Genomic DNA, 25,204 nt, shown 5'->3' with positions numbered 1-25,204 from the left:
TGGGGGATCGGGCCCGACGGGTGGCGGGCCGCGGCCCGACTATCCGGCCCGGACGCGGCCGGGGCACGCTTGCGGTCATAGCGTTCACGCCGCCGCCCCGGCCCTTCGGCGCACCGGCCCCGGCCGTGCACACTGGTCGGCATGCACTCGACCAGCGGCCCGCCGCCGCACCGCCGTCGGCGCAGCCTGGCCGGGCGGCTGTTCGCCGTCCAGGTGGTGATCGTCGCCGCCGTGGTCGCGGGCGGCGCCGTCCTGGCCTACCTGTTCACCGCGCAGCGCGCCGAGGACGCCGCGCTGCGGCAGGCCACCGCCGTCGCCCTCGCCGTCGCCGACACCCCCGCCGTCCGGGAGGCCGCCGCCGGGCCCGACCCCAGCGCCGTCCTGCAGCCGTACGCGGAACGGGTCCGCACCGACACCGGCGTCGACTTCGTCACCGTGATGGACCCGGACGGCATCCGCTGGACCCACCCCGACCCGGCCCGGATCGGCCTGCCCTTCCTCGGCCACACCGACCGGGCCCGCGCCGGGCGGACCCAGCACGAGACGTACACCGGCACCCTCGGCCCGTCCGTCCGGGTGGTCACCCCCGTCCTGGACGGCGAGCAGCACGTGGTCGCCCTGGTCAGCGCGGGCATCACCGTCGACAGCATCACCGCCCGGCTGCGCGCCCCGCTGCTCGCCCTCACCGGCGTCGCCACCGCCGCGCTCGCCCTCGGCGCCACCGCCAGCTACCTGCTCGCCGCCCGGCTGCGCCGGCACACCCACGGCATGGACGCCGAACAGCTCGCCCACCTGTACGACTACCACCAGGCGACGCTGCACTCCGTCCGCGAGGGGCTGGTGCTGCTCGACCGCGAGCACCGCGTCCTGCTGTGCAACGACGCGGCCCGCGAACTCCTCCGACTGGACGACGACACCGACGGGTTGACGGTCCGTCAGCTCGACCTTCCGGGGTCGCTCACCCGGGCGCTGGAGAGCGGCGACCCCGTCCGGGACGAGGTGCACCTGACCGCCGAACGCGTCGTACTGCTCAACACCTCCCCGGTCGGACCCGGCCTGGGCAGCGTGGTCACCCTCCGCGACCACACCGAACTGCAGGGGCTCACCGGCGAGTTGGACAACGTCCGCGGCATCGCGGCGGCCCTCGACGCGCAGGCCCACGAGGCCGCCAACCGGCTGCACGCCGTCGTCTCGCTGATCGAACTCGGCCGCCACCGCGAGGCCGTGGAGTTCGCCACCGCCGAACTCGCCCTGGCCCAGCGGCTCACCGACCAGGTGGTCGGCGCCGTCGCCGAACCCGTGCTGGCCGCCCTGCTGCTGGGCAAGGCCGCGCAGGCCGCCGAACGCGGCGTCGACCTCGCGCTCACCGCGGACAGCCGGATCGACGACGGCGTGCTGCCCGACCGCCTCACCGCGCGCGACCTGGTCACCCTGCTCGGCAACCTGCTCGACAACGCGATGGACGCGGCGATCGAGAACGCCGCCCACGCCGCCCCCGCGGTCGCGGTCACCGCCCGCACCGAGGACGGCCACCTGCTGCTGCGGGTCGCCGACACCGGCCCCGGCGTCGACCCCGCCGCCGCCGCGGACGTCTTCCGCCGCGGCTGGACCACCAAGCAGCACGGCCGCGGCCTCGGCCTCGCCCTGGTCGCCCAGACCGCCCGCCGCAACGGCGGCGAGGTCCGGATCGACCGGCAGGACGGGCCCGGCGCCGTGCTCACCGTCCGGCTCCCGCTCCAGCGCACCGGAACGGACCCCGCCCCGTGACCGGACAGCCCATCCGCGTCCTGGTGGTGGAGGACGACCCGGTCGCCGCCGACGCGCACGCCCGCTACGTCGCCCGCACCCCCGGCTTCGCGGTCGCCGCCGTCGCGCACTCCCGGGCCGCCGCGCTGCGCGCCCTGGACGCGCACGCCCCGGTCGACCTGATCCTGCTCGACCTCTACCTCCCCGACGGCCACGGCCTGCAACTGTGCGCCGCGCTGCGCGCCGCCGGGCACGGCGCCGACGTCATCGCGGTCACCTCCGCCCGCGACCTCGCCGTGGTCCGCCGGGCGGTCAGCGCGGGCGTCGTCCAGTACCTGCTCAAGCCCTTCGGCGCCGCCGCACTGGCCGAGCGCCTGCACCAGTACGCCCGCTACCGGGCCAACCTGGACCGCCCCGGCCAGGCGCTCGGCCAGGACGAGGTCGACCGGGCGCTCGCCCTGCTCCGCGGCAGCGACCGCAGCAGCCTCCCCAAGGGCCTGGCCGCCGACACCCTGGCCACCCTCGCCGCCGCCCTGCGCGCCGCCCCCGACGGCCTCTCCGCCACCACCGCCGCCGAGGCCACCGGCGTCTCCCGGATCACCGCCCGCCGCTACCTGGAACACCTGGTCGGCACCGGTCGCGCCACCCGCGAACCCCGCTACGGCCAGGTCGGCCGCCCCGAACTCGGCTACCGCTGGAGCGAGGGCTGAGCTCGGTCCGCCAGCACCAGGTAGCGGGCCGGTTCGTCGGTGTAGGACAGCGGGGTCCAGCCGTTCGCGGCCAGCAGCGGGAAGAGGTGCTCGCGGGCGCGCAGGTCGTCGGGGGTGAGCGGGCGGCCCTTGCGGGCGGCGAGCGCGGCCCGGCCGAGCGGGTGGAACAGGGCGAGCCGGCCGCCGGGGCGGGTGACCCGGGCGAGTTCGCGCAGTCCGGCGGCCGGGCCGGGCAGGTGGGAGACCAGGCCCGCGCCGAACACCAGGTCGGCGACCGCGTCGGGCAGCGGCAGCCGGGTGCAGTCGGCCAGCAGCAGGGCGGCGTCGGCCCGGTGCGCGGCGGCCCGCTCCAGCATCTCGGGCGTCAGGTCGACGCCGAGCACGGTGCCGGCCGGGCCGACCGCGGCGCGCAGCAGCGGCAGGGCGCGGCCGGTGCCGCAGCCCGCGTCGATCACGAACTGCCCGGCGGCCAGGCCGGTGTCGGCGATCGCGGCGGCGTAGCGCGGGCTGTCGTCCGGGTACTTGCTGTCCCAGGTGGCGGCGCGTTCGGCGAAGAAGGCCCGGGTGTCGGCGAGTTCGCGGGCGTGGGCGGCGGCGTGCGGGGGCGGCGGGGTGTCCATGGACGGGAGGCTACCCGGGGGCGGGCCGTGACCCGTCGCGGTGCGGCTCGTTGGAGGGGTGGGGGCGTCCAGCGGGGGCCGGGCAGGGGAGCGGGTCGGGGGATTCGCTCACCCGGACGGGTGATCAACGGGCCTGGTGGCGGCATCCGTCGAGCCCCCGGAGATAAGGTTAGGCTCACCTAACTTTGCAAGGGAGCTCCTGCTGTGACCCTCACCGTCGGCACCTCCGCCGCACCGGCCGGCGACGCGATCCTGCGCCGCCAGCGCATCCGCGAATCGGCCGCCCGCACCTACGCCCGGTCCTTCCCGATCGTCCCGGTGCGCGCGAACGGCATGACCGTGGAGGGCGCCGACGGACGCCGCTACCTCGACTGCCTCTCCGGCGCGGGCACCCTCGCCCTCGGCCACAACCACCCCGTGGTGCTCGACGCGATCCGCCGCACCCTGGACAGCGGCGCCCCGCTGCACCTGCTCGACCTCGCCACCGCCGAGAAGGACGACTTCACCACCGCCCTGCTGGAGAGCCTCCCGGAGAAGTTCGCCGCCAGGTCCCGGATCCACTTCTGCGGCCCGGCCGGCACCGACGCCGTCGAGGCCGCCCTCAAGCTCATGCAGACCGCCACCGGCCGGCGCGGCGCCCTCGCCTTCACCGGCGCCTACCACGGCATGACCGCCGGCGCTCTCGCCGTCACCGGCAACACCGCCGTCAAGGCCCCGCTGCCCAGCGGCGGCGAAGTCACCCGGCTGCCCTACCCGTACGCCTACCGCTGCCCGTTCGGCGTCGGCGGCGAACGCGGCGCCGAACTCGCCGCCGCCTACACCGAGCGCCTGCTCGACGACCCGTCCGGCGGCGTGCTGCCGCCCGCCGCGATGATCCTGGAGGCCGTGCAGGGCGAGGGCGGCGTCGTCCCCGCCCCCGACGGCTGGCTGCGCGAGATGCGCCGGATCACCGCCGAACGCGGCATCCCGCTGATCCTCGACGAGGTGCAGACCGGCGTCGGCCGCACCGGACGGATGTGGGCCGTCGAGCACAGCGGCGTCGAACCCGACGCCATGGTGCTCTCCAAGGCCATCGGCGGCAGCCTCCCGCTCGCCGTCGTGGTCTACCGCGACGAGTACGACGGCTGGCAGCCCGGCGCCCACACCGGCACCTTCCGCGGCAACACCCTCGCCATGGCCGCCGGCGCCGCCACCCTCCGGTACGTCGCGGCCAACGGCCTGGTCGCCCGCGCCGAGACCGTCGGCGCCCGGATCGCCGCCCGCCTCGACGGCGCCCGCGACCGCCTCCCGGTGATCGGCGACGTCCGCGGCCGCGGCCTGATGCTCGGCGTCGAACTCGTCGACCCCGCGGGCGAACCCGACAGCTGCGGCGCCCACCCCGCCGACCCGCGCCTCGCCGTCAAGGTCCGCGAAGCCTGCCTCGCCCGCGGCCTGATCGTCGAACTCGGCGGCCGCCACGACGCCGTCCTGCGCCTGCTGCCGCCGCTCACCATCACCGACGAGCAGGCCGAAGCCGTGCTCGAACGGCTCTGCGAAGCGGTCGAGTTCGCGATGCGGCAGCCGTAAGGCGGCAAGTAGCAGATCCGGCAACGGACATGACGACCAATCGGATATCCAGCAGGGCGGGACGATGGACGGGCAGGGCATGAACCAGAAGGCCGAACTCATCGGCGAATCAGCCGAATTACCCGCTGCGGCGGCGGCCCGACTCTCCGGCGGGACGGCCGGGCCGGAAGCCCTGCGGCCGCTGGTCGACCAGGTGCTGGCCGGACTCGGGGCCGGCGCGCTGCGCCGCGGCGGACCGATCGTCCCCGGCGAACCCGCCGCCGTCGCGGCCGCCGTGCGGGCGGCCCTGGCTCAGGCCCACGGGCCGGGCGCACTGGGGCAGTTGACCGAACTGCTGGCCTACGGGGCCGCCGACCCGGCCGACCCGCACTGCGCCGCCCACCTGCACTGCCCGCCGCTGGCCGTCGCGGTCGCCGCCGACCTCGCCGTCAGCGCGCTCAACCCCTCCCAGGACTCCTGGGACCAGGCCCCCGCCGCGACCGCCCTGGAGAGCGAACTGCTCGCCGAACTCGCCGAGCTGGTCGGCTTCCACCCCGACCGGGCGGCCGGGGTGCTGACCACCGGCGGCACCGAGTCCAACCTGATGGGCCTGATGCTGGCCCGCGACCAACGCCTCGGCCCCGACGTCGAGTTGAACGGGATCCCGGCCGGCGTCCGCCCCCGCATCCTGGCCTCCGAAGCCGCCCACTTCTCCGTCCAGCGGGCCGCCGCGCTGCTCGGCCTCGGCGAACGCGCCGTCCGCGCCGTCCCCGTCGACCGCGAACTCCGGATGGACCCCGCCGCCCTGGCCGACGCCTTCGCCGAAGCCGGCTGGGAGGGTGCCACCCCCGTCGCCGTGGTCGCCACCGCCGGCACCACCGACACCGGCGCCGTCGACCCGCTGCACGCCGTCGCCGACCTCGCCGCCCGGCACGGCACCTGGCTGCACGTCGACGCGGCCTACGGCGGCGGCGCGCTCTTCTCGAAACGGCTCGCCCCGCTCCTCGACGGCCTCGACCGCGCCGACTCGGTCTCCCTCGACTGGCACAAACTCGGCTGGCAGCCCGCCGCCGCCGGCGTCTTCCTGGCCCGCGAGGCCCGCACCTACGCCTCGCTCGCCCGCCGCGCGGTCTACCTCAACCCCGCCGACGACGAGGAGGCCGGCTACCCCAGCCTGCTCGGCCAGTCCCTGCGCACCACCCGCCGCCCCGACGCCTTCAAGCTGGCCGCGACCCTGCGGGTGCTCGGCCGCGACGGCCTCGGCGCGCTGGTCGACCGCTGCCACGAGAACGCCCTGCGGGCCGCCGCGACCGTCCGCCGCACCCCCGAGCTGGAACTCCACTGCGACCCGGTCCTCACTACCGTGGTCTTCCGCTACGCGGTGGCCGACCCGGCGGAGAGCGACCGCCGCAACGCCGAGCTCCGCCGCCACCTGCTCCGCACCGGCCGCGCCGTGGTCGGCCGCACCGAACTCCCCGGCCGGGGCCCGGGCCGGGTCCGCCTCAAGCTCACCCTGCTCAACCCGCACACCACCGAGGCCGAGCTGGCGTCCCTGCTGCACGCGGTCGTCGAAGCCGGGGAGAGCGGGTAGCCCTCGGCGCGGGGGAGGGGTGGCGAGACCGGGGGCACGGGGAACCGCGCGAAGCGGGAGGAGCACGTCAGCGAGATCGCGGGGCGGTGCGACTGGCCGTCCCGCGTCGCGATCCGGCCGTGCGCGCCCGGTCGGCCGCCCGGTTCCCCGCACCCCCGGTTGCGCTCCAGCGCAGCGGGTGCGGCCTACACGCCGTCGAGCAGGATCCCCCGGAGGGTCTCCCACTGGTCCGGGTCGGCGGCGACCAGGAGGCCGTCGACGCCGCCCGGGGCCTCCGGGCGGTAGGGGGTGCCGTCGAAGCGGGCGCTGCGGCCGCCGGCCTCGGTGACCAGGAGGGAGCCGGGGGCGTGGTCCCAGGGGAGGGTGCGCCAGTAGAGGATGAAGTCGTGGGCGCCGGTGGCGATCAGCGGGTACTCGATGCCGGCGGAGCCGCGGCCGGGGTCGAGCGGGCCGAGGGCGAGGGTGTTGGCGAGCAGGCGGTGGCCGGTGGGCGGGGCGAAGTAGCGGGTCTTGAGGATGCCGGTCCACTTCTCGGGGGCGGTGGCGACCTTCGGCAGGACCAGCCGCTCGCCGTCGCGCCAGGCCCCGGCGCCGAGCTCTGCGGTGTACGCGGTGCGGCCGCAGGGCTGCCAGATCCAGGAGGCGACGGTCTCGCCGCGCCGGACCAGGGAGGCCATCACCGCGTACGAGGGATCGCCGGCGACGAAGTTGCGGGTGCCGTCGACCGGGTCGACCAGCCAGGCGGCGGGCTCCTCGTGCAGGGCGCGGGCCAGCGCGGGGTCGGCGGAGACGGCCTCCTCGCCGACCACCGGGACGGGGAGCAGTTCGCGCAGGCGCCGGGAGATGATCCGTTCGGCCTCCCGGTCGGCGACGGTGACGATCTCGCCGGGGGCCTTCTCCATCACCTCGCCGTCGGCCAGCGCCCGGAACCGGGGCTCGACCGCCTCGGCCGAGGCTTCGACCAGGATCTCGGTGACCTTCTCCATCAACACGCCCGTGCTCCCTTCGCCGTCCCCCACTCTCCCACGCCGGGGCGGTGCGGACGGTGCTCAGGTGACGCGGGGGACGGGTGGGACGGGCCGGGGGCGGTCACTCCGCGGTGAGGCCGTCGTACTCGGCGCGCACCCGGCGGTCCATCGCCAGCGCGAACTGGGCGTCGTTGACGGCCCGGGCCAGCGGGCGCACCCGCTGGATCCGTTCGGTGAGCCGGGCCGCCTCGGCCGGGGTGAGGTCCTGGACCCGGGTGAGCGCGCCGAGCAGGTGCTCGTGGACCAGGGCGACGAACAGGTCGGCCATCGCGTCGGCGTACTCCGCGGCGCGGCGGCTGACGTCCAGGACGGCGGCCAGCGGCACGCCCTCGCCGACCAGGGCGACGGTGGCGTCCATCAGGCGGCGGCTGACGTGGGTGATGCCGTCGGGGTGGACGGTGACGTAGCCCTGGGCGACGGACTCGGCGGTGTTGGCCGGGGTGAGCTGGTCGCCGAACGCCGCGCGCAGCTCGTCCCAGCCGAGGTGGACGGGCGTCTCGTCGGACCAGGGGGCGACCAGCGCGGCCTGCAGGCCGATCAGCTCGGCGACGTCCCGGCCGTCCTCCCCGGCGCCGATCAGTTCGGCGATGCCGCCCAGGGCGTGGCCGCGCTCCAGGAGTTCGGCGATCAGGCGGAGCCGGTCCAGGTGCTGCTCGCCGTACCAGGTGATCCGGCCCTCCTTGCGGGGCGGCTGGAGCAGGCGGCGCTCGCGGTAGAAGCGGACGGTGCGCACGCTGACGCCGGCCGCCTCGGCGAGTTCGGCGATCCGGTAGGCGCGGGGGCGCCCGTCCTCCCCCCGCCCGGTCTCCTGCTCGGTCTGCGCCACGCGGGTCAGCATAGGGCCGCCGGGCGGCGCGGAAACAGCGACGCCCCGCGCTATTCCACTCGGTGTCAACAAGGGCTACTCTGCCGAACACGCCAGTGATTACTGGCAGCATCCGGTGTCACCGCCAGCGCCCCCACCCCCGCCAGGAGGCCCGCCCATGGCAGCCCGTAGCAAGCAGCCCCCCGCGCCCGGCACCGACCCCGGAGCACGGGCGACCGACCCCGGAGCGCAGGAGGCCGTCCCGCACGTCCGGGTCGCCGTCATCGGCTCCGGCTTCGGCGGCCTCGGCGCCGGCGTCCGGCTGCGCCGGGCCGGGATCACCGACTTCGTGATCCTGGAACGCGCGGACGCCGTCGGCGGCACCTGGCGCGACAACTCGTACCCGGGCTGCGCCTGCGACGTGCCCTCGCACCTGTACTCGTTCTCGTTCGCGCCCAACCCCGAGTGGCCCCGGGTGTTCTCCGGCCAGCCTGACATCCGCGCCTACCTGGAGCGGGTCGCCGACACCTTCGGGCTGCGCCCGCACCTGCGCCTGCGCGCCGAGGTCACCGAACTGCGCTGGGAGGAGGAGCACACCCGCTGGCGGGTCACCTCGACGGCCGGGAACTGGACCGCCGACGCCGTGGTCTCCGCCGCCGGGCCGCTCGCCGACCCGCAGGTCCCGGACCTGCCCGGCCTGGACGCCTTCCCCGGCAAGGTCTTCCACTCCTCCCGCTGGGACCACGACTACGACCTCGCGGGCAAGCGGGTCGCCGTGGTCGGCACCGGCGCCTCCGCCGCCCAGATCATCCCGGCGATCCAGCCGACCGTGGGCGCCCTGACCGTCTTCCAGCGCACCCCCGCCTGGGTCCTGCCGCGCGCCGACCGCGAGGTCAGCAGCCCGGAGAAGTGGCTGCACGCCAACCTCCCGTCGACCGGGCTGCTGCGCCGCGCCGGGCTGTTCGCGATCCGCGAGCTCCAGGTCGACGCGTTCGTCCGCCGCCCGCAGCTGCTGGGGCTCGTCCAGCGGGTCGCGCTGCGGCACCTGCACAAGGCCGTCGCCGACCCGGCGCTGCGCGCCAAGCTGACCCCGGACTACCGGATCGGCTGCAAGCGCATCCTGCTCAGCAACACCTACTACCCGGCGCTGGCCGCCCCCAACACCGAGGTGGTCGCGGGCGGCCTGCGCGAGCTGCGCGGCTCCACCCTGGTCGGCGCGGACGGCAGCGAGCACGAGGTCGACGCGATCGTGTTCGGCACCGGCTTCCACGTCACCGACCTGCCGATCGCCGAGCGGGTGTTCGGCGTCGGCGGCACCTCGCTCGCCGAGAGCTGGAAGGACGGCATGGAGGCGCTGCGCGGCTCCACCGTGCGCGGCTTCCCGAACCTGTTCTTCCTGATCGGCCCGAACACCGGGCTCGGCAACAACTCGATGATCCTGATGATCGAGTCCCAGCTGAACTACCTGATCGACGCCCTCACCACCCTCGACACGCTCGGCGCCACCGCCATGCAGCCCACCGAACGCGCCCAGCGCCGGTGGAACCTGGAACTCCAGCACCGGATGGACCGCACCGTGTGGACCACCGGCGGCTGCCGCAGCTGGTACCTGGAGGAGAGCGGCAAGAACACCGTGCTGTGGCCCGGCTCCACCAGCGCCTTCCGCCGCGCGACCCGGCACGTCGACCTCGCCGAGTACGAGCTGATCAAGCGCGCCGCGCCCCGGCCGGTCGAGGCGGTGACCGCGTGAGCCCCCGGACCCCCGCCGACCGCGTGAGCCCCCGGACCCCCGCCGACTTCGTGCTGCCCGACCCGGCGGCCGTGCGCACCGTCCGCTCCGCCGACGGCGCCGAGCTCAACGTCGAGGAGTACGGCCCGGCGGGCGCGCCGCTGGTGGTGCTCGCCCACGGCTGGACCTGCTCCACCGCGTTCTGGGCGCCGGTGGTCAACCGGCTGGCCGCCGACTTCCGGGTGGTCGCCTACGACCAGCGCGGCCACGGCCGCAGCCCCGCCCCCGCCGGCGCCGACGGCTACTCCACCGCCAAGCTCGCCGACGACCTCGAAGCGGTGCTCGCCGCCACCGTCCCCGCCGGGCGGCGCGCCGTGGTCGCCGGGCACAGCATGGGCGGCATGACCGTGATGGCGGCCGGCGACCGGCCCGGCGTCGCCGACCGCACCGCCGCCAACCTGCTGGTCAACACCGGCCCCGGCGCGCTGGTCGCCGAACTCGCCGTGCTGCCGCCCGCCGTCCGCGCCGAGCGGCTGCGCCGCTTCCTGCACCGGCGGATCCTGCGCTCCCGGCTGCCGCTCGGCCCGGTCACGGCGCTCACCAGGGCCGCGCTCAAGTACGCCACCATGGGCCCGGCCACCCCCGCCGACCGGGTCGACGCCTGCGTGCGGGTGGTGCACGCCTGCCCGGCGAAGGTCCGCTTCCACTGGGCCGGCGTGCTCGACACCCTCGACGTGCACGACGGCCTGGCCCGGATCGCCGCCCCCACCGCCGTCGTCACGGGCAGCCGCGACCGGCTGACCCCGCCGGTGCACGCCCGCCGGATCGCCGCCGCCCTGGCCGACCCGCGCGGCCTGCTCGAACTCCCCGGCGCCGGCCACATGAGCCCCGTCGAACGCCCCGCCGAGATCGCCGCCGAGATCCGCCGCCTCGCCGCCCTGGCCGCCGAGGTGCCCCCGACCGCCGCCCCCGCCACAGCACCCCCGACCGCCGCCGCCACCACGCCCCTTGAGGAGACCGCATGACACCGCCGCTGTCCTCGCAGGTCGTCGTCATCACCGGAGCCGCCCGCGGCCTCGGCGCGCTGATGGCCCGCAAGCTCGCCGAGCGCGGCGCCAAGGTCGCGCTGGTCGGCCTGGAGCCCGCCGAGCTCAAGGCGGTCGCCGCCAGCTGCGGCGAGCACGCCTCCGCCTGGGAGGTCGACGTCACCGACCTGGCGGCGCTCACCGAGGCCGCGGACCGGATCAAGGACCGGTACGGGCGGATCGACGCCGTGGTCGCCAACGCGGGCATCGCGCTCGGCGGCCCGCTGCTGGACAGCGACTACCGGGCCTGGACCAGGGTGGTCGAGGTCAACCTGCTCGGCTCGGTGGCCACCGCCCGGGCCTTCCTGCCCGCGCTCGCCGAGAGCCGCGGCTACCTGCTGCAGATCGCCTCGCTGGCCGCGCTCACCCCGGCCCCGCTGATGTCCGCGTACTGCGCCTCCAAGGCGGGCGTCGAGTCCTTCGCGCACGCGCTGCGCGCCGAGGTCGCCCACCAGGGCGTCAAGGTCGGTGTCGGGTACCTGAGTTGGACCGACACCGACATGGTGCGCGGCGCCGACCAGGACGCCGTGCTGCGGCGGATGCGGGCCAAGCTGCCCTGGCCCGCCAACCGGACCTACCCGATCGGCCCGGCCGTCGACCGCCTGGTGGCGGGCCTGGCCCGCCGCTCCGCGCACGTCTACGCCCAGGCGTGGCTGCGCGGCATGCAGCCGCTGCGGGGCTTCCTGCCCGGCCTGATCGCCGCGGTCGGGTCCCGCGACGTGGCCCGGCTGGCACCGGAGTTGAAGGCCACCGCCGCCACCCGGCTGGGCCCGGTCGGCGCGGGCGGCCGGGCCGACCAGGCGGCCCGGGAGGGCCGCTTGACCTGAGCCGGCCCGCACCGCGAGCGGACGGACCGCCCGCCCCGGAGAGGGGCGGGCGGTCCGTCCGCCGTTTTCGGCCAGCGGGAGGCCGGGCCTTGACCTCCTGTTATGCCGGGACGGGGCAGCGGTTTTCCGCCTGCTTATACCGTGTGACTAATATCAATCCGTCAGTGTCCTGTCAGATTCGACCAGTTGTGAACAACTGGTGTTGTCTCCAAGGAGAATGCCCTGCGCACGCGCGCTTCTCGGCGGATCAGAACGGGCCGGCTCTCGCTCCGCGCGACCCTGCTCGTGCTGGCCATCGTCCCCAGCGTGGCCCTGGCCGCACTGTGGGCCGTCACCAGCGGACAGCTCCTGTTGGACTTCCAGCGCCAGGCGGCCCAGGGCCTGCTCGCGCAGGAGGCCGGCCAGCCGTCCAACATCGTCTACTACAACCTGCAGGAGGAACGGCGCCTCAGTGCCGACGTCCTCGCCACCCACAGCGGGGTCACCGACGCGCTGCGCAGCCAGCGCGCCAAGACCGACCAGGCCATCCGCGATTTCCAGAAGGCGTCCGACGTGGCCGCCTCCGACGCCCCGGACGAAGTCAAGGAGGCCGTCGGAGTCGCCCGGCAGTCCATCAACCAACTGCCCGCCCAGCGCGCCCTGGTCGACAGCGGCAGTGAGCAGCAGCAGGCCGCGGTCTACGGCTACTACACCGACCTGATCGCGGTCGACCTCAAGCTGTTCGCCGCGCTCAGCCACGTCGACAACGGCCGGATGACCACCATCTCCGCGCCGCTGGTCGACCTGTTCTGGGGCAAGGAGATGATCTCCCGCTCGGACGCCCTGCTGGCCCGCGGCTGGCCCGCCGGCAGCCTGAGCGCCGAGGACTACCAGCAGCTGCGGCAGGCCGTCGCCGAGCAGGACTTCCAGTTCGGCACCAAGGTCGGGCCCTACCTGGCCGCCGACCAGGCCGCCAAGTGGAAGAAGATCACCGACAGTTCCGCCTGGAAGGCCAAGGGCGACGTCGAACGGCAGCTGCTCGCGCCCGCCGCCGCCGACCGCAACGGCCGGATCGCCCTCACCGGGGACCGGACCGCCTGGCGGCAGGCCGTCGACGCGCTCAACCCGCAGATCGTCGACCTGCTGGAGTACCGCACCGCCTACGTGGTCGACCACGGCAAGAGCAGCATCATCTCGCTCGCCGTCCGGCTGATCCTGACCACCGTCATCGGCCTGATCGCCGTCATCGTGGTCGCCGTCACCTCCTGGCGGATCACCCGCACCCTGCGCCGCCGGATCGGCCGGCTCCAGGAGCAGGCCGAGGACCTCCAGGCCACGCTGCCCGCGGTCGTCGAACGGCTCGGCAACGGCGAGCAGGTCGACCCGGAGGAGCACGCCCGGGCCGTCGCCCCCGACCCGTGGGGCCGCACCGGGGACGAACTCGCCAAGCTGGCCGAGGCGTTCAACCTGGCCCGGGGCAGCGCGGTGCAGTCCGCCGTCGCCCAGGCCGAGCAGCACCGCGCCTACGAGCGGCTGCTCCAGCGGATCGCCCGCCGCACCCAGCAGCTGATCGGCCAGCAGCTCAAGAAGCTCGACGAACTCGAACGCCGCCACGAGGACCCGGAGTTCCTGGAGGGCCTGTTCGACCTCGACCACCTCACCGCGCGCCTGCGCCGCTACGAGGAGAACCTGGTCATCCTGGCGGGCGGCTCCCCGCACCGGCGCTGGCGCAAGCCGGTCCCGCTGCTGGACGTGATGCGCTCCGCCCAGGGCGAGGTGCAGGACTACCAGCGGGTCGGCATCGACCTGGAGGGCAGCCCGTGGATCTCCGAGCGGGCCGTCGGCCCGGTCGCCCACGTGCTCGCCGAGCTGATCGAGAACGCGCTGACCTTCTCCCGCCCGCCGAACCCGGTCGAGGTCCGGGCCGGCCGGGTCAGCCGGGGCGTCGCGATCGAGGTCGAGGACCGCGGCCTGGGCATGGACGAGGACCAGATCGACGCCGCCAACGAGATGATGGCCCGTCCGCCGCGCGCCGACGTGCTGGCCCGCGGCGACGACATCCGCCTCGGCTTCTACGTCATCTCCCGGCTCGCCGAACAGCACGGCCTGCGGGTCGAGTTCCGCCAGTCCGCGTTCGGCGGCACCCGGGTCGTGGTGCTCGTCCCCGAGGAGCTGATCGTCCCCGACCCGAACGCCCGGCCCACCATCGTCCCCGCGCAGCCCTCCGGCGGCCTGCCGACCCGCAACCGCGGCCAGGCGCTGGCCGGCGTCACCGCGCTCACCGCCGGGTCCGAACCGGTCTCGGTGTCGTACAGCATGCCGCCGGAACTCCAGGAGGCACCGGCCGTGGACCAGTACCCCGCCGCGGAGCCGTACCTCCCGGTCGACCCGTACCTCTCCGCCGACCCGTACCCGCAGCACGAGCAGCCGGGCGGGCCGCAGGAGGACTACCGGGCGGCCGGCCACGAGCAGCCGTTCCCCGACGCGGTGCTGCCGCTGCAGCCCGCGCCCGTCCCGTACGCGCTGCCCGCCGGGCACCACCCCGAGCCCGCCTGGCCCGGGTCCGTCGAACCGCCGACGGCCCCCGCCCCGTTCCCCGAGGGGGCGTACCCGCCGCCCGGCGGAGAGCCCCCGCTGCCGCGCCGGGTCCGCCAGGCCAGCCTGGTCGACGAGCTGCGGATCGATCCCGCCGCTCCCAAGGAAGCACCCGCACCGCCCCGTTGGGACGAGAACCCGCTGTTCCGACCGGCCCCCCGACGGGCCGGAGCAGCGATCGGTGCGTTCCAGCGGCGCTCCCGCGAGGCGCGCGGCGGCCCGGCCGACCCGGCCGCCGACACCCTCGGCACCGAGGAGCGGACCGGCCCGGCCGACGGCTGGAACAACAACCACATCCCGACGAGAGAAGATCGGTCATGACGCGCACTACCGCCACCCACCAGGACCTCGACTGGCTGCTGGACGGCCTGGTGGACTCGGTGGCCGGCACCAAGAACGCCGTGCTGCTCTCCGACGACGGCCTCGTGGTCGGTCACTCCCGCACCATCGACCGCTCCGACGCCGAGCGGCTCGCGGCGGTCGCCACCGGCCAGCAGAGCCTCGCCCGCGGGGTGGGCCAGCTGTTCGCCGGCGGCCCGGTGCACCAGGTGATCGTCGAACTCGCCGACCTCTGGCTGTTCGTCATCGCGGCCGGTTCGGGCACCCACCTGGCCGTGATCGCCTCGCAGGACGTCGACGCCGAGGTCATGTCGCTGGCCATGCACAACCTGGTCCAGCAGGTCGGCCAGAAGCTCAGCACCCCGCAGCGCGGCGATTTCAACGCGTTCGGGGCCCGCAGCGGGCAACGCGTGTGAACGCGCTCCCCTGGGACGACGAGTACGAGTACGAGGACGGGGACGACGGCGCCGACAGCATGGTGCGGCCGTACACGATCACCCGCGGCCGCACCGCGCCCGAGCGTGACGACCTCACCCTCATCACCCTGCTCACCAGCGTGCCGGACCCGGTCGACGCCTACGGCGCGCCGGTCCGGCCCGCCCGGCTGCAGCCCGAGTACCGGATGATCATCGACCGGTGCCGGACCCCGGCCGCGGTGGCCGAGGTCGCCGCCGACCTCGACCTGCCGGTCTCGGTCACCAAGATCCTGCTCGGCGACCTCGTCGCGCAGGGCCTCCTGAAGGCCCGGGCCCCGATCTCGGTGGCCCGGGCCGCGGGCGGCGCCGACCGCGGCCTGCTGGCCGCCGTACGTGAGGGCCTGAGGAGGCTTTGAGATGACGAACACCCCGGCCGCCGCGGCCGCGGTCAAGATCCTGATCGCCGGCGGCTTCGGCGTCGGCAAGACCACCCTGGTCGGCTCGGTCAGCGAGGTCGCGCCGCTGCGCACCGAGGAGTACCTGACCACCGCCAGCGTCGGCGTGGACGACCTGTCCGGGGTCGACCAGAAGACCACCACCACGGTCGCCCTGGACTTCGGCCGGATCACCGTCAGCCCCGAGCTGGTGGTGTACCTGTTCGGCACGCCCGGCCAGGAGCGGTTCTGGTTCATGTGGAACGACCTGGTCAACGGGGCGCTCGGCGGCGTCGTCATCGCCGACACCCGCCGGCTGGAGAGCAGCTTCGCCTCGATCGACTTCTTCGAGAGCCGCGGCATCCCGTTCGTGGTGGCGATCAACTGCTTCCACGGCGTCAACACCCGCAGCGACGCCGAGATCCGGGCCGCCCTCGACCTCGACCCGCACGTGCCGATGCTGGTCGGCGACGTCCGCGAGCGGTCGTTCGGCCGGGACGCCCTGCTGGCCCTGGTCGACCACCTGATGGCGATGCCCGTCGGCTGACCCGGCGGCCCCGCCGCACCCGCACGGCCCGCGCCCCCGCCCGGGCCGTCCCCCCGAACCCACGGAGAGACCATGGCAACACCCCTGCGCGTCCTCGTCCACGGCGGCGGCATAGGCGGTCTCAGCCTCGCCACCGCGCTGGCCCGGCGCGGCCACACCGTCGAGGTGGCCGAACTCCGCGAGCAGCTCGACGCGCTCGGCGTCGGCATCATCCAGCCCTCCAACGCGCTGCACGTGATGCGCGAACTCGGCGTGCTGGAGCAGTGCCTGGAGGTCGGCTTCGAATGGGAGGTGCTGACCATCTGCGACCCGGCCGGCAACCCCCTGGCGAAGATCCCGCAGCCCCGGATGGACGGTGCCCCCGCCAACAACGGCATCCCCCGCCCGGCGCTGGCCCAGGTGCTCGGCCGGGCCGCCGCCGAGGCCGGCGCGACCGTCCGCTTCGGCACCACCATCGCCGAACTCGCCGACGACGGCGAGGGCGTGGACGTCACCCTGTCCGACGGCTCGACCGGCCGCTGGGACCTGGTGGTCGGCTTCGACGGCATCGGCTCGCCGCTGCGCACCCGCCTGTACGGCGACCGCTACCGCCCCGAGTACACCGGTTTCGCCAACTGGCGGGTCACCGTGCCCCGGCAGGACGAGGTGCAGGGCGTGGTGATGAGCACCGGCAACCAGGCCGCGAAGGCGCTGCTCACCCCGATCACCCCCGAACTCATGTACCTGGGCGCGGTGTTCGCCGAGGCCGAGGACTTCCGCCCGGACCCGGAGCGGGCCCACGAGCAGCTCGCCGAGCGGCTGGCCGGCTTCTCCGGCCCGGTCGCCGAGGCACTCACCCACGTCACCGACCCGGCCGCGGTGGTGTACTCGCGGATCTCCCAGGTCACCGTCGAGGAGCCCTGGCACGTCGGCCGGGTGGCGCTGGCCGGCGACGCCGCGCACGCCTCCACCCCGCACCTGGCGCAGGGCGCCGCGATGGCCGTCGAGGACGCCCTGGTGCTGGCCCAGGAGCTGGACGCCGCCGCGGACGTGCCGTCCGCGCTGGACGCCTGGGAGGCCCGCCGCCGCCCGCGCGCGATGTTCGTCCAGTCGCTCTCCCGCGCGGTCCTCAAGCAGGAGACCGGCTCGGCGACCACCCCCGAGGAGGACGAGCTGCTGAAGGTCGGCATCCCCGGCGCCGCCCACGTGCTGGTCAAGCCGTACTGACGCACCCCCGGCGCCCCGCCTCCGGACGCGCGTCGGGCCCGGCCCCTGGGAGGGGCGGGCCCGGGCGTGCGGAGGCGGTGCCGGGCCGTCAGTGCCGAGCGGGGCGGCGCGGACGGACCGGCGGTGCGACTTCTATGGAGCGGACGTGGAGCCGAACGGACATCAGTTCTCCTGGAAGGTACGGACGCCGCGTGGGACGGCGGCGCTGCCCGAAACCGTAGGGTGATCCGACCAACGCCGGGGCGGGGCGCGCCGCCGGCCCCGCCGGGGTCGCCCGAAGGGCCGAGGCGTCCGTGGTCCGGTCGGTCGATGCGGCCCCGGACTACCGCCCGGTACGGTCGGGGCCATGACCACCGCTCTCATCACCGGCGCCACCGCCGGCATCGGCGCCGCCTACGCGGCCCGCCTGGCCCGCGACGGCCGCGACCTGGTGCTGGTCGCCCGCGACACCGAACGCCTGACCGCCGCCGCGACCGCGCTCTCCGCCCGCTACGGCGTCCGGGTCGAGACGCTGACCGCCGACCTCGCCACCGAGGCCGGCATCGAGACCGTCGAGGACCGGCTGCGCGACGCCGACCGCCCCGTCGACCTGCTGGTCAACAACGCCGGGTTCGGCCACCGCGGCACCTACCTGGACGTCCCCGTGCAGGACGAGCTGGACATGCTCAAGGTCCACATCGAGGCCGTGCTGCGGCTCACCACGGCCGCCGTCCCCGGCATGCGCGAGCGCGGCTTCGGCGGCGTCGTCAACGTCGCCTCGGTCGCCGCCTTCCTGCCGCGCGGCACCTACGGCGCCACCAAGGCGTGGGTGGTCAACTTCACCCTCGGCATCGCCCGCGACCTGGCCGGCAGCGGCGTCCGCCTGCAGGCCCTCTGCCCCGGCTTCACCCGCACCGAGTTCCACCAGCGGGCCGGCATGGGCACCTCCTCGATCCCCGCCTGGGGCTGGCTCACCGCCGACCGCGTCGTCGACGACTCCCTGCGCGACCTGGCCCGCAACCGCCCGCTCTGCGTCCCCAGCAAGCGCTACCGGGCCGCGGTCGCCGCCGCGAGGCTCCTGCCGCCGGGCGGTCTCGGCAAGATCTCCAACACGGCGGGGCGCGACTACCGCAAGCCGTAGCGGCCGTCGGCCGGGCCGCCGTCCGCGGCGTCCCGGCCGGTCAGACCACGCCCACCAGCACGATGACCAGCGCGGGCAGTGCGACGAAGACGGTGCCCAGGTAGAGGGCGAGCACCCAGCGGTGCGCGGAGGCGACCCGGGCGAGGTTCTCGGCGCACCACAGCGGGACGGGCCGCAGCAGCGGGACCACGTAGATCGCCAGGATGGCGAACAGGTTGTAGAGCAGGTGCACGAAGGCCGCCTGCAGGCCGATCCGCGCGTCCGCCCCGACGCCCGCGAACGCCGCGAAGACCACCGTGAAGGTGGTGCCCAGGTTGGAGCCCACGACGACCGGGTACACCTGCGCGGGCGTCAGGACGCCCGCCCCGGCGAAGGGCACCAGCACCGAGGTGGTGATGGTCGACGACTGGGTGACGACGGTGACGCCCATGCCCGAGGCCATCGCCAGGTAGCGGTTGCGGCCGACGGCGGCGACCAGCGCGTCCCGGGCCCGGCCGACCATCAGCAGCTTGAGCAGCCGGCCCAGGTAGCGGACGGCGACCAGGATCAGCACGGCGCCGATCCCGATGACCGCCAGCGGCCCGAGGGTGTCGTCCAGGTGCGCGCTCGCCCGGACCACCGCCTGCTCCACCGGCCGGGTCGCGGCCCGGACGACGTTGAAGTGGGCCGGGTTCGGCAGCCAGTCGGTGCCGTACAGCGCGTCGGTCAGCCGCCCGCTGAGCCGCTCCAGCGGGTGCCAGAGCAGTTCGACCGGGAAGAAGAGCAGCAGTGCCAGCCAGTTGTAGAAGTCGTGGACGGTCGAGGCGCCCAGCGCCCGGCGGAACTCGGCGCGGTTCCCGAGGAAGGTCAGCGCGACCAGGCTGGTGGTCACGGTGGTGCCGACGTTCGCGCCCAGGATGATCGGGACCGCGCCCCGGATGGGCAGCGCGCCCGAGCCCACGGCGGTGACGGCGATGGCCGTCGTCGTGGTCGAGGACTGGATCAGGACGGTGCCCAGCACGCCGACGCTCAGCCCGACCCACGGGTTCGCGGCGAACGCGAACAGGGTGTGCGCCGCGTCGCCGCCCAGGCCCGCGAAGCCGCTGCTGATGATGCCCACCGCGCACACCAGCAGGTAGATCAGCCCGGCGACGCCGCACCAGCCGAGTGCCTTGCCCCAGGTGGGGAGGGGAACGGCCTCGGCGCCGCTCCCCCGGGGGCTGTCGTCCGGCCCGCCGCCGGGTGTGGCGTCCGCCATGGCCCCAGGCTACGAGCCCCGGGCGGGGTGCGCGGGGGACCGGCGCGCCGGGAATGCCAGGAAATTTAGGTTTGCTAATGGTGAGCAAGGCTCGTTAAACTCGGCCCGTCCCCGCCCCCACCGACCCCCAGGAGGTCCCCGTGCAGCTGAACCGGATCGACTGGACCCCGCCCGAGGGGAAGGGCGGGCAGCCCGCCCAGGTGCGGCGGATCCTGCGGCTGTTCCGGCCGTACGCAGGGCGGCTGGGGGTGGTGGGGCTGCTGGTCGCGGCGTCCGCCGTGGTCTCGGTGGTGACGCCGTTCCTGCTGCGCGCGGTGCTGGACACCGCGATACCGCAGGGGCGGACCGGGCTGCTCAGCCTGCTCGCGCTCGGAATGATCGCCGCCGCCGTGGTCACCAGCGTGCTGAACGTGCTGCAGACGCTGATCTCCACCACCGTCGGCCAGCGCGTCATGCACGACCTGCGCACCTCCGTCTACCGGCACCTGCAGCGGATGTCGCTGGCCTTCTTCACCCGCACCCGCACCGGAGAGGTGCAGTCCAGGATCGCCAACGACATCGGCGGCATGCAGGCCACCGTCACCGGCACCGCCACCTCGCTGGTGTCCAACCTGACCGCGGTGGTGGCCAGCGTGGCCGCGATGGTCGCGCTCGACTGGCGGCTGACGATCGTCTCGCTGCTGCTGCTCCCGGTGTTCGTCTGGATCAGCCGCCGGGTCGGCCGGGAGCGCAAGAAGATCACCGGCGAGCGGCAGCGCCAACTCGCCGAACTCTCCTCCGCCGTCCAGGAGTCGCTGTCGGTCAGCGGCATCCTGCTCGGCCGCACCATGGGCCGCTCCGGCTCGCTGACCCGCGAGTTCGCCGACCGCTCCGACGAACTGGCCGCCCTGGAGGTGCGCTCCAGCATGGCCGGGCGGTGGCGGATGTCCACCATCGGGATCGTGATGGCCGCGATGCCCGCCCTGATCTACTGGGCGGCCGGCCTGGCCTCCGCCGCCGGGGCGCCGATCGTCTCGCTGGGCACCCTGGTCGCCTTCGTCTCGCTCCAGCAGGGCCTGTTCCGGCCCACCGTGAGCCTGCTCTCCACCGGCGTGGAGGTGCAGACCTCGCTCGCCCTGTTCCAGCGCATCTTCGAGTACCTCGACCTGCCGGTGGAGATCGACGAACCGGCCCGCCCCGTCCGGCTGGCCGAGATCCGCGGCGACGTCCGGTTCGAGGACGTCGAGTTCCACTACCGCCCCGACCAGGACCGCCCCACCCTGACCGGCATCGACCTGACCGTCCCGGCCGGCGGCTCGCTCGCCGTGGTCGGCGAGACCGGCTCCGGCAAGTCCACGCTGTCCTACCTGGTGCCCCGGCTGTACGACGCCACCGGCGGCCGGGTCCTGATCGACGGGGTGGACGTGCGCGAGCTGTCCTTCGAGACGCTGGCCCGCGCCGTCGGCGTGGTCTCCCAGGAGACCTACCTGTTCCACGCCTCGGTCGCCGACAACCTGCGCTTCGCCAAGCCCGACGCCACCGACGCCGAACTGGTCGAGGCCGCCCGGGCCGCCCAGATCCACGACATGATCGCCGCCCTCCCGGACGGCTACGACACCATGGTCGGCGAACGCGGCTACCGCTTCTCCGGCGGCGAGAAGCAGCGTCTGGCGATCGCCCGCACCGTGCTGCGCAACCCGCCCATCCTGGTCCTGGACGAGGCCACCAGCGCCCTGGACAACCAGACCGAGCACGCCGTCCAGCAGGCCCTGGACGCCCTCGCGGCGGGCCGCACCACCCTCACCATCGCGCACCGGCTCTCCACCGTCCGGGACGCCGACCAGATCGCCGTCCTCGACCGCGGCGAGATCGCCGAACTCGGCACCCACGAGGAACTGCTCGCCCGCGGCGGCCGCTACGCCGCACTGACCCACCGCGAGGCGCCCCCGGTGCCGGTGCCCGCCGCCTGAAGCGGCGGCGCCCGCCGGCGGGGCGTCAGGCGGCCTTGGGCGACTCGTTGTACTGCTCGGCGGGCTCCTGGCCGGAGAGCGCCTGGATGGCGGCCATCACCTCGTCGGTGACCTGGCGGCGGGCCTTGGCCGAGCGGGCCTGGCCGTGCAGCTCGTCGAAGTGCAGCGGCTCGCCGAACTTGACGCTGATCTTCCGCAGCCGGGGGATCCGCTTGCCGACCGGCAGGATGTGCTGCGGGCCCTCCAGCGCCACCGGCACCACCGGGACGCCGGCGGTCAGCGCCAGCCAGGCCACGCCGGTCTTGCCGCGGTACAGCCGGCCGTCCAGCGAGCGGGTGCCCTCGGGGTAGATGCCGAAGGCCCGCCCGGAGTTCAGGATCTCCAGGCCCTCGTCCAGCGAGGCGGTGGCGGCCCGGACGCTGCCGCGCTCCACCGGGACGGCGTTGATCACGTGGGTGAAGAAGAACCGGGAGACCGCGCCCTTGAGGCCGGTGCCGGTGAAGTACTCGGCCTTGGCGAGGAAGAACACCTGGCGCGGCGCGGCCAGCGGGATGACCACGCTGTCCACGAACGACAGGTGGTTGCTCGCCAGGATCACCCCGCCCTTGCGCGGCACGTTCTCCAGGCCTTCGATCGTCGGCCGGTACAGGGCCTTCGCGAGCGGCTTGAGCACGAGCTTGGTGACGAGGTCGATCACGGTGTTGGCCCTCCCTGGCCGGATGAACGGGTCCGGCCGGGGAGCCTCCCCGGCCGGGGTCTCGCCGCGGGGCGAGGCGCGCGGCCCGGACCGGGCCGGACCACTGGGCAACGGACCGCAGACTACGACATGGACCCCGCGCTTCGTCCACATCCGCCGCCGCCGCGGGGCTGCGATCCTTGTCACGCCCACCCGGTGGACGGATCGCGTCTCAAGGGGTGGGACGGGACGGGTCAGGCGCGGACCGGGAAGATCCGGCTGACCACCCGCTCGGCGGCCCGGCCGTCGTCCCAGGGGCAGAACCGCTCCCGGAAGCGCTGCCGGGCCTCCGGCTCCGGGTCGCCCGCGAGCAGCGCCTCGGTGAGCGCGTCCTGCTCGGTGGTGACCGCGCCGGGCGGCTCCTTCATCAGGTCGAAGTAGACGCCGCGGACCTCCTGGTACTCCTCCCAGTCGGGGGCGTACACGGCGATCGGCCGGTCCAGCACCGCGTAGTCGAACATCATCGAGGAGTAGTCGGTGACCAGGGTGTCCGCGGCCAGGTAGAGGTCCTCGACCGAGGGGTGGTCGGAGACGTCCAGCAGGGTGGCCGCGCCCGGGGCGGCGGTCAGGTCGCCCGCGCCGCCCTCGTGGAAGTAGTGGGTGCGCACCAGCACCGTCCAGCCGGGGCCGAGCCGCCCGGCCAGCGCGGGCAGGTCCAGCAGCGGCAGGTAGCCGCCGCGCGACTCGCGGTGGGTCGGCGCGTACAGCACGGTGCGCTGCCCGTCGGCGATGCCCAGCGCCCGGCGGGCGTCCACGCACTGCTCGGGGGTGGCCAGCACCAGGCGGTCGTTGCGCGGGTAGCCGGTGTCCAGGACCTGGTAGGTGCCGGGGAAGGCCCGGGCGAAGTGCTTGCTGGTGTGCGGGTTCGGCGAGACCAGGTAGTCCCAGCGGCCGACCACCTCGCGCAGCCGCTCGAAGTCCATCCCGTCCGCGGCCAGCGGCCGGTCCACCAGGTCCATGCCCATCGCCTTCAACGGCGTGCCGTGCTGGGTCTGCACGTGCACGGTGCCGGTGCGCTTGGTCATCGTGTGCGGGAAGTTCACGTTGTTGACGAAGTACTTGGCGGTGGCCATCGCCCGCAGGTACGCGGGGGTGTTGACGATCACGTACGGCACCCCGGCGGGCAGCGTGGCGGCCCGCTCGGCGTTCTCCACCACCCACACCCCGTGCACCTGCGGGGCCAGCTCCTTGGCCTTGGCGTAGATCGCCGCCGGGTTGCAGGCGTAGCCGCGGTGCCAGTACGCCGCGTACACGGCGAGGTTCTGGTCGATCGGCAGCCGCTTGAAGGCGTTGTACGCGGTGAACCGGGCCCCGCTGCGGACGGCCCGCTTCACCCCGGGCGCCACCGCCCTGGTGCCGCGCTTGACCGCGCCGGGCAGCCGGCCGCCGCGGCGCAGCTCGGCGTAGGCGCGCCGGGAGCCGCGGGCGGCCAGCCGGTACTGGACGCCGCGCACCCCGGACGGGTACTGGTAGCCGTCCGGGCGGTGCTTGGCGAAGTGGCCGGTGATCCGGGCGAAGAACTCGGGGCGCAGCCCGACCGGGACCAGCCCGGGGCTGTCGTAGACGGTGAGCGCCTGCTTGACGGTGCGGTCGAAGACCAGGGTGCGCAGGGCGTCCGCGCGCTCGCAGCGGTCCAGGAAGGCGAAGATCGCGTCGTACTGGGCGAAGGCGTCGGCGTGCTTGGCGGAGGCGGTGGCGGTGATCGCGCCGGGGCGGCCGCGCCGGTAGTTGTAGCAGGGCCGGTCCAGGTAGAGCAGCCGGTCGGCGGCCAGCAGCAGCGGGTAGGTGACCGAGATGTCCTCGTAGTGGCCGCGGCCGAAGTGCACGTCCAGGCCGAGCAGGTACGCGCGGCGCATCACCTTGTTCCACACCGCCAGCACGGCGTTGAACAGCGCCGGGTGCTCGGCGGCGGTGCAGCCGGACACCAGCGGGGAGCCGGCCAGCACCTTGCGCCACGGGTTCGGCTCCCGGCCGCCGTCCGGGTAGACGTGGACGAAGTCGGTGAGCAGCACGTCGGCGGGCAGCTCGCGGGCCGTCTCGGCGCGCAGCTCGGCCAGCACGGCGTCGATGCTGCCCTCGGGCAGCCAGTCGTCGCTGTCGACGAACCAGACGTAGGTGCCGGTGGCCTCGGCCAGCCCGGCGGTGCGGGCGCCGCCGAGCCCCTGGTTCTCGGCCAGGTGCAGCACCCGCATCCGGGGGTCGCCGGCGGCGTGCGCGTCCAGCAGGGCGCCGCAGTTGTCGGGGGAGCGGTCGTCCACCGCGATCAGCTCGACCTCGCCGGGCGCGGCCCCCTCCGCCCGGAGCGAGTCCAGGCACTGCGGCAGGAAGCGTTCCACGCCGTGAACGGGCAGGACGATGCTGAGCAGGGGTGGCACGTGCGTTCACTCCGCGAAGGCATTGAGAGGGTGGCTGCCGGCCGGCCGCCCGGTACGGACACTCTACCGAGCCGGGCTGGGCACTCCCTGGGAGCGGACACGGGGAGGAGGCGGCGCCGGGCCGCGGCACCCCGGGCGCAGGTGGTCGGGGTGACCGGGGTGCCGCGGACGGCGGGGAAACGCGACCGCCGGTGCCGCGCCGTACCAGCGGCGGCACCGGCAGCCCGGTTTGGCGGTCCGACCGACCCTCAACGATCGACCGCCGGTCCGTCCACCACGTCGGAGTCGGGCCGCCGCAGCGTCGAGACGGCCGGACAGTGACTCACTGTGGTGTCGGAAGCGTAACGGGATGGTCGGGTGATTCGTTCATACTCGAAATCACCCGACCGGGGATGGGTGGGTGTTCCCCGCTATCCCGTGTCGTTGTAGATATTGCTTGGAGGTTTCGGCCACGTCAATCCCTCGTATGTGTTCAATTTCTGAACTCAAGGTGACGGGCGCGCGCCGGGGGCCTCCCGCCGGCCGTCCGGGGCCCGTCCGCCGCCTGTTCGAAGCCGGCCCCGCGGCCCGCCCGCCGGCCCCGCC

General features: G+C 74.8%; 20 protein-coding genes. 14 read left to right on the top strand and 6 right to left on the bottom strand.

The features are described 5' to 3' along the window. Nucleotides 1-141 precede the first annotated feature (141 nt). Together ACWEO5_RS00910 and ACWEO5_RS00905 are read left to right on the top strand one after the other, a co-directional pair. Nucleotides 142-1,767, top strand: a complete 1,626-nt coding sequence (locus tag ACWEO5_RS00910; protein WP_452158832.1) for an ATP-binding protein — start codon at nucleotides 142-144, stop codon at nucleotides 1,765-1,767. Next, nucleotides 1,764-2,456 carry a response regulator gene (locus ACWEO5_RS00905; protein WP_452158830.1) on the top strand — a complete coding sequence of 231 codons (693 nt, stop codon included), beginning with the start codon at nucleotides 1,764-1,766 and terminating at the stop codon, nucleotides 2,454-2,456. Before ACWEO5_RS00910 ends, ACWEO5_RS00905 begins: the two co-directional genes overlap by 4 nt. On the opposite strand, the gene ACWEO5_RS00900 is transcribed toward ACWEO5_RS00905, so the two are convergent. Further along, nucleotides 2,435-3,076, bottom strand: coding sequence for a class I SAM-dependent methyltransferase (locus ACWEO5_RS00900; protein ID WP_452158828.1), 642 nt, complete (start codon nucleotides 3,074-3,076; stop codon nucleotides 2,435-2,437). The genes ACWEO5_RS00905 and ACWEO5_RS00900 overlap by 22 nt on opposite strands. Nucleotides 3,077-3,280: 204 nt before the next feature. Here ACWEO5_RS00900 and ACWEO5_RS00895 point away from each other — a divergent pair, with 204 nt between their 5' ends. Together ACWEO5_RS00895 and ACWEO5_RS00890 are read left to right on the top strand one after the other, a co-directional pair. Next, nucleotides 3,281-4,642 carry a diaminobutyrate--2-oxoglutarate transaminase family protein gene (locus ACWEO5_RS00895; protein ID WP_452158826.1) on the top strand — a complete coding sequence of 454 codons (1,362 nt, stop codon included), beginning with the start codon at nucleotides 3,281-3,283 and terminating at the stop codon, nucleotides 4,640-4,642. Between the two features lie 79 nt (nucleotides 4,643-4,721). Beyond that, nucleotides 4,722-6,212 (top strand): pyridoxal phosphate-dependent decarboxylase family protein, encoded by a 1,491-nt coding sequence (locus tag ACWEO5_RS00890; RefSeq protein WP_452158824.1) that lies wholly within the window; start codon nucleotides 4,722-4,724, stop codon nucleotides 6,210-6,212. A 185-nt stretch (nucleotides 6,213-6,397) separates the two neighbouring features. Here the strand turns inward: ACWEO5_RS00890 and ACWEO5_RS00885 are convergent, their stop codons facing one another. After that, nucleotides 6,398-7,198 (bottom strand): inositol monophosphatase family protein, encoded by an 801-nt coding sequence (locus ACWEO5_RS00885; protein WP_452159080.1) that lies wholly within the window; start codon nucleotides 7,196-7,198, stop codon nucleotides 6,398-6,400. A 103-nt stretch (nucleotides 7,199-7,301) separates the two neighbouring features. After that, nucleotides 7,302-8,066, bottom strand: coding sequence for a MerR family transcriptional regulator (locus ACWEO5_RS00880; protein ID WP_452158822.1), 765 nt, complete (start codon nucleotides 8,064-8,066; stop codon nucleotides 7,302-7,304). 157 nt (nucleotides 8,067-8,223) lie between these two features. On the opposite strand from ACWEO5_RS00880, the gene ACWEO5_RS00875 reads away from it, so the two are divergent. From ACWEO5_RS00875 to ACWEO5_RS00835, 9 genes are all read left to right on the top strand, one after another. After that, nucleotides 8,224-9,795: a flavin-containing monooxygenase gene (locus ACWEO5_RS00875; protein ID WP_452158820.1), complete on the top strand. Its 1,572-nt coding sequence runs from the start codon at nucleotides 8,224-8,226 to the stop codon at nucleotides 9,793-9,795. A gap of 23 nt (nucleotides 9,796-9,818) precedes the next feature. Continuing rightward, a complete protein-coding gene (locus ACWEO5_RS00870) occupies nucleotides 9,819-10,799 on the top strand; it encodes an alpha/beta fold hydrolase (RefSeq protein ID WP_452158818.1) in 981 nt (326 codons plus the stop codon). Next, complete coding sequence (locus tag ACWEO5_RS00865; RefSeq protein ID WP_452158816.1) at nucleotides 10,796-11,686, top strand: SDR family oxidoreductase; 891 nt, start codon at nucleotides 10,796-10,798, stop codon at nucleotides 11,684-11,686. The genes ACWEO5_RS00870 and ACWEO5_RS00865 overlap by 4 nt, the downstream gene beginning before the upstream one ends. A 306-nt stretch (nucleotides 11,687-11,992) precedes the next feature. Continuing rightward, nucleotides 11,993-14,581 carry a nitrate- and nitrite sensing domain-containing protein gene (locus ACWEO5_RS00860; RefSeq protein WP_452158813.1) on the top strand — a complete coding sequence of 863 codons (2,589 nt, stop codon included), beginning with the start codon at nucleotides 11,993-11,995 and terminating at the stop codon, nucleotides 14,579-14,581. Next, nucleotides 14,578-15,015: a roadblock/LC7 domain-containing protein gene (locus ACWEO5_RS00855; protein WP_344550928.1), complete on the top strand. Its 438-nt coding sequence runs from the start codon at nucleotides 14,578-14,580 to the stop codon at nucleotides 15,013-15,015. The genes ACWEO5_RS00860 and ACWEO5_RS00855 overlap by 4 nt, the downstream gene beginning before the upstream one ends. A 59-nt stretch (nucleotides 15,016-15,074) precedes the next feature. Next, nucleotides 15,075-15,431: a DUF742 domain-containing protein gene (locus ACWEO5_RS00850; protein ID WP_452159078.1), complete on the top strand. Its 357-nt coding sequence runs from the start codon at nucleotides 15,075-15,077 to the stop codon at nucleotides 15,429-15,431. A 1-nt stretch (nucleotide 15,432) separates the two neighbouring features. After that, on the top strand, nucleotides 15,433-15,996 hold the full coding sequence (locus tag ACWEO5_RS00845) for a GTP-binding protein (protein ID WP_344550929.1): 564 nt from the start codon (nucleotides 15,433-15,435) through the stop codon (nucleotides 15,994-15,996). Nucleotides 15,997-16,068: 72 nt separating this feature from the next. Next, nucleotides 16,069-17,202: an FAD-dependent monooxygenase gene (locus ACWEO5_RS00840; protein WP_452158810.1), complete on the top strand. Its 1,134-nt coding sequence runs from the start codon at nucleotides 16,069-16,071 to the stop codon at nucleotides 17,200-17,202. Nucleotides 17,203-17,548: 346 nt separating this feature from the next. Further along, nucleotides 17,549-18,322 (top strand): SDR family NAD(P)-dependent oxidoreductase, encoded by a 774-nt coding sequence (locus ACWEO5_RS00835; protein WP_344550931.1) that lies wholly within the window; start codon nucleotides 17,549-17,551, stop codon nucleotides 18,320-18,322. 40 nt (nucleotides 18,323-18,362) lie between these two features. Here ACWEO5_RS00835 and ACWEO5_RS00830 read toward each other — a convergent pair whose 3' ends face one another. Beyond that, nucleotides 18,363-19,559 carry a thymidylate synthase gene (locus tag ACWEO5_RS00830; protein ID WP_452158808.1) on the bottom strand — a complete coding sequence of 399 codons (1,197 nt, stop codon included), beginning with the start codon at nucleotides 19,557-19,559 and terminating at the stop codon, nucleotides 18,363-18,365. Between the two features lie 140 nt (nucleotides 19,560-19,699). Between ACWEO5_RS00830 and ACWEO5_RS00825 the strand changes: the two genes are divergently transcribed. Continuing rightward, the gene (locus tag ACWEO5_RS00825) at nucleotides 19,700-21,508 is read left to right on the top strand and encodes an ABC transporter ATP-binding protein (protein WP_452158806.1); all 1,809 of its coding nucleotides are present in this window, start codon (nucleotides 19,700-19,702) and stop codon (nucleotides 21,506-21,508) included. A 25-nt stretch (nucleotides 21,509-21,533) separates the two neighbouring features. Here the strand turns inward: ACWEO5_RS00825 and ACWEO5_RS00820 are convergent, their stop codons facing one another. Beyond that, nucleotides 21,534-22,205, bottom strand: a complete 672-nt coding sequence (locus ACWEO5_RS00820) for a lysophospholipid acyltransferase family protein (protein WP_344550938.1) — start codon at nucleotides 22,203-22,205, stop codon at nucleotides 21,534-21,536. A 233-nt stretch (nucleotides 22,206-22,438) separates the two neighbouring features. Further along, entirely contained in the window at nucleotides 22,439-24,619 is a 2,181-nt protein-coding gene (locus tag ACWEO5_RS00815; RefSeq protein WP_452158804.1) for a bifunctional glycosyltransferase/CDP-glycerol:glycerophosphate glycerophosphotransferase, read from the bottom strand. Between the last annotated feature and the right edge of the window lie 585 nt (nucleotides 24,620-25,204).

Source organism: Kitasatospora sp. NPDC004272 (assembly GCF_053603035.1).
The sequence above is the reverse complement of the archived record's forward strand: the minus strand, read 5'-3'. Positions and strand labels throughout refer to the sequence as shown.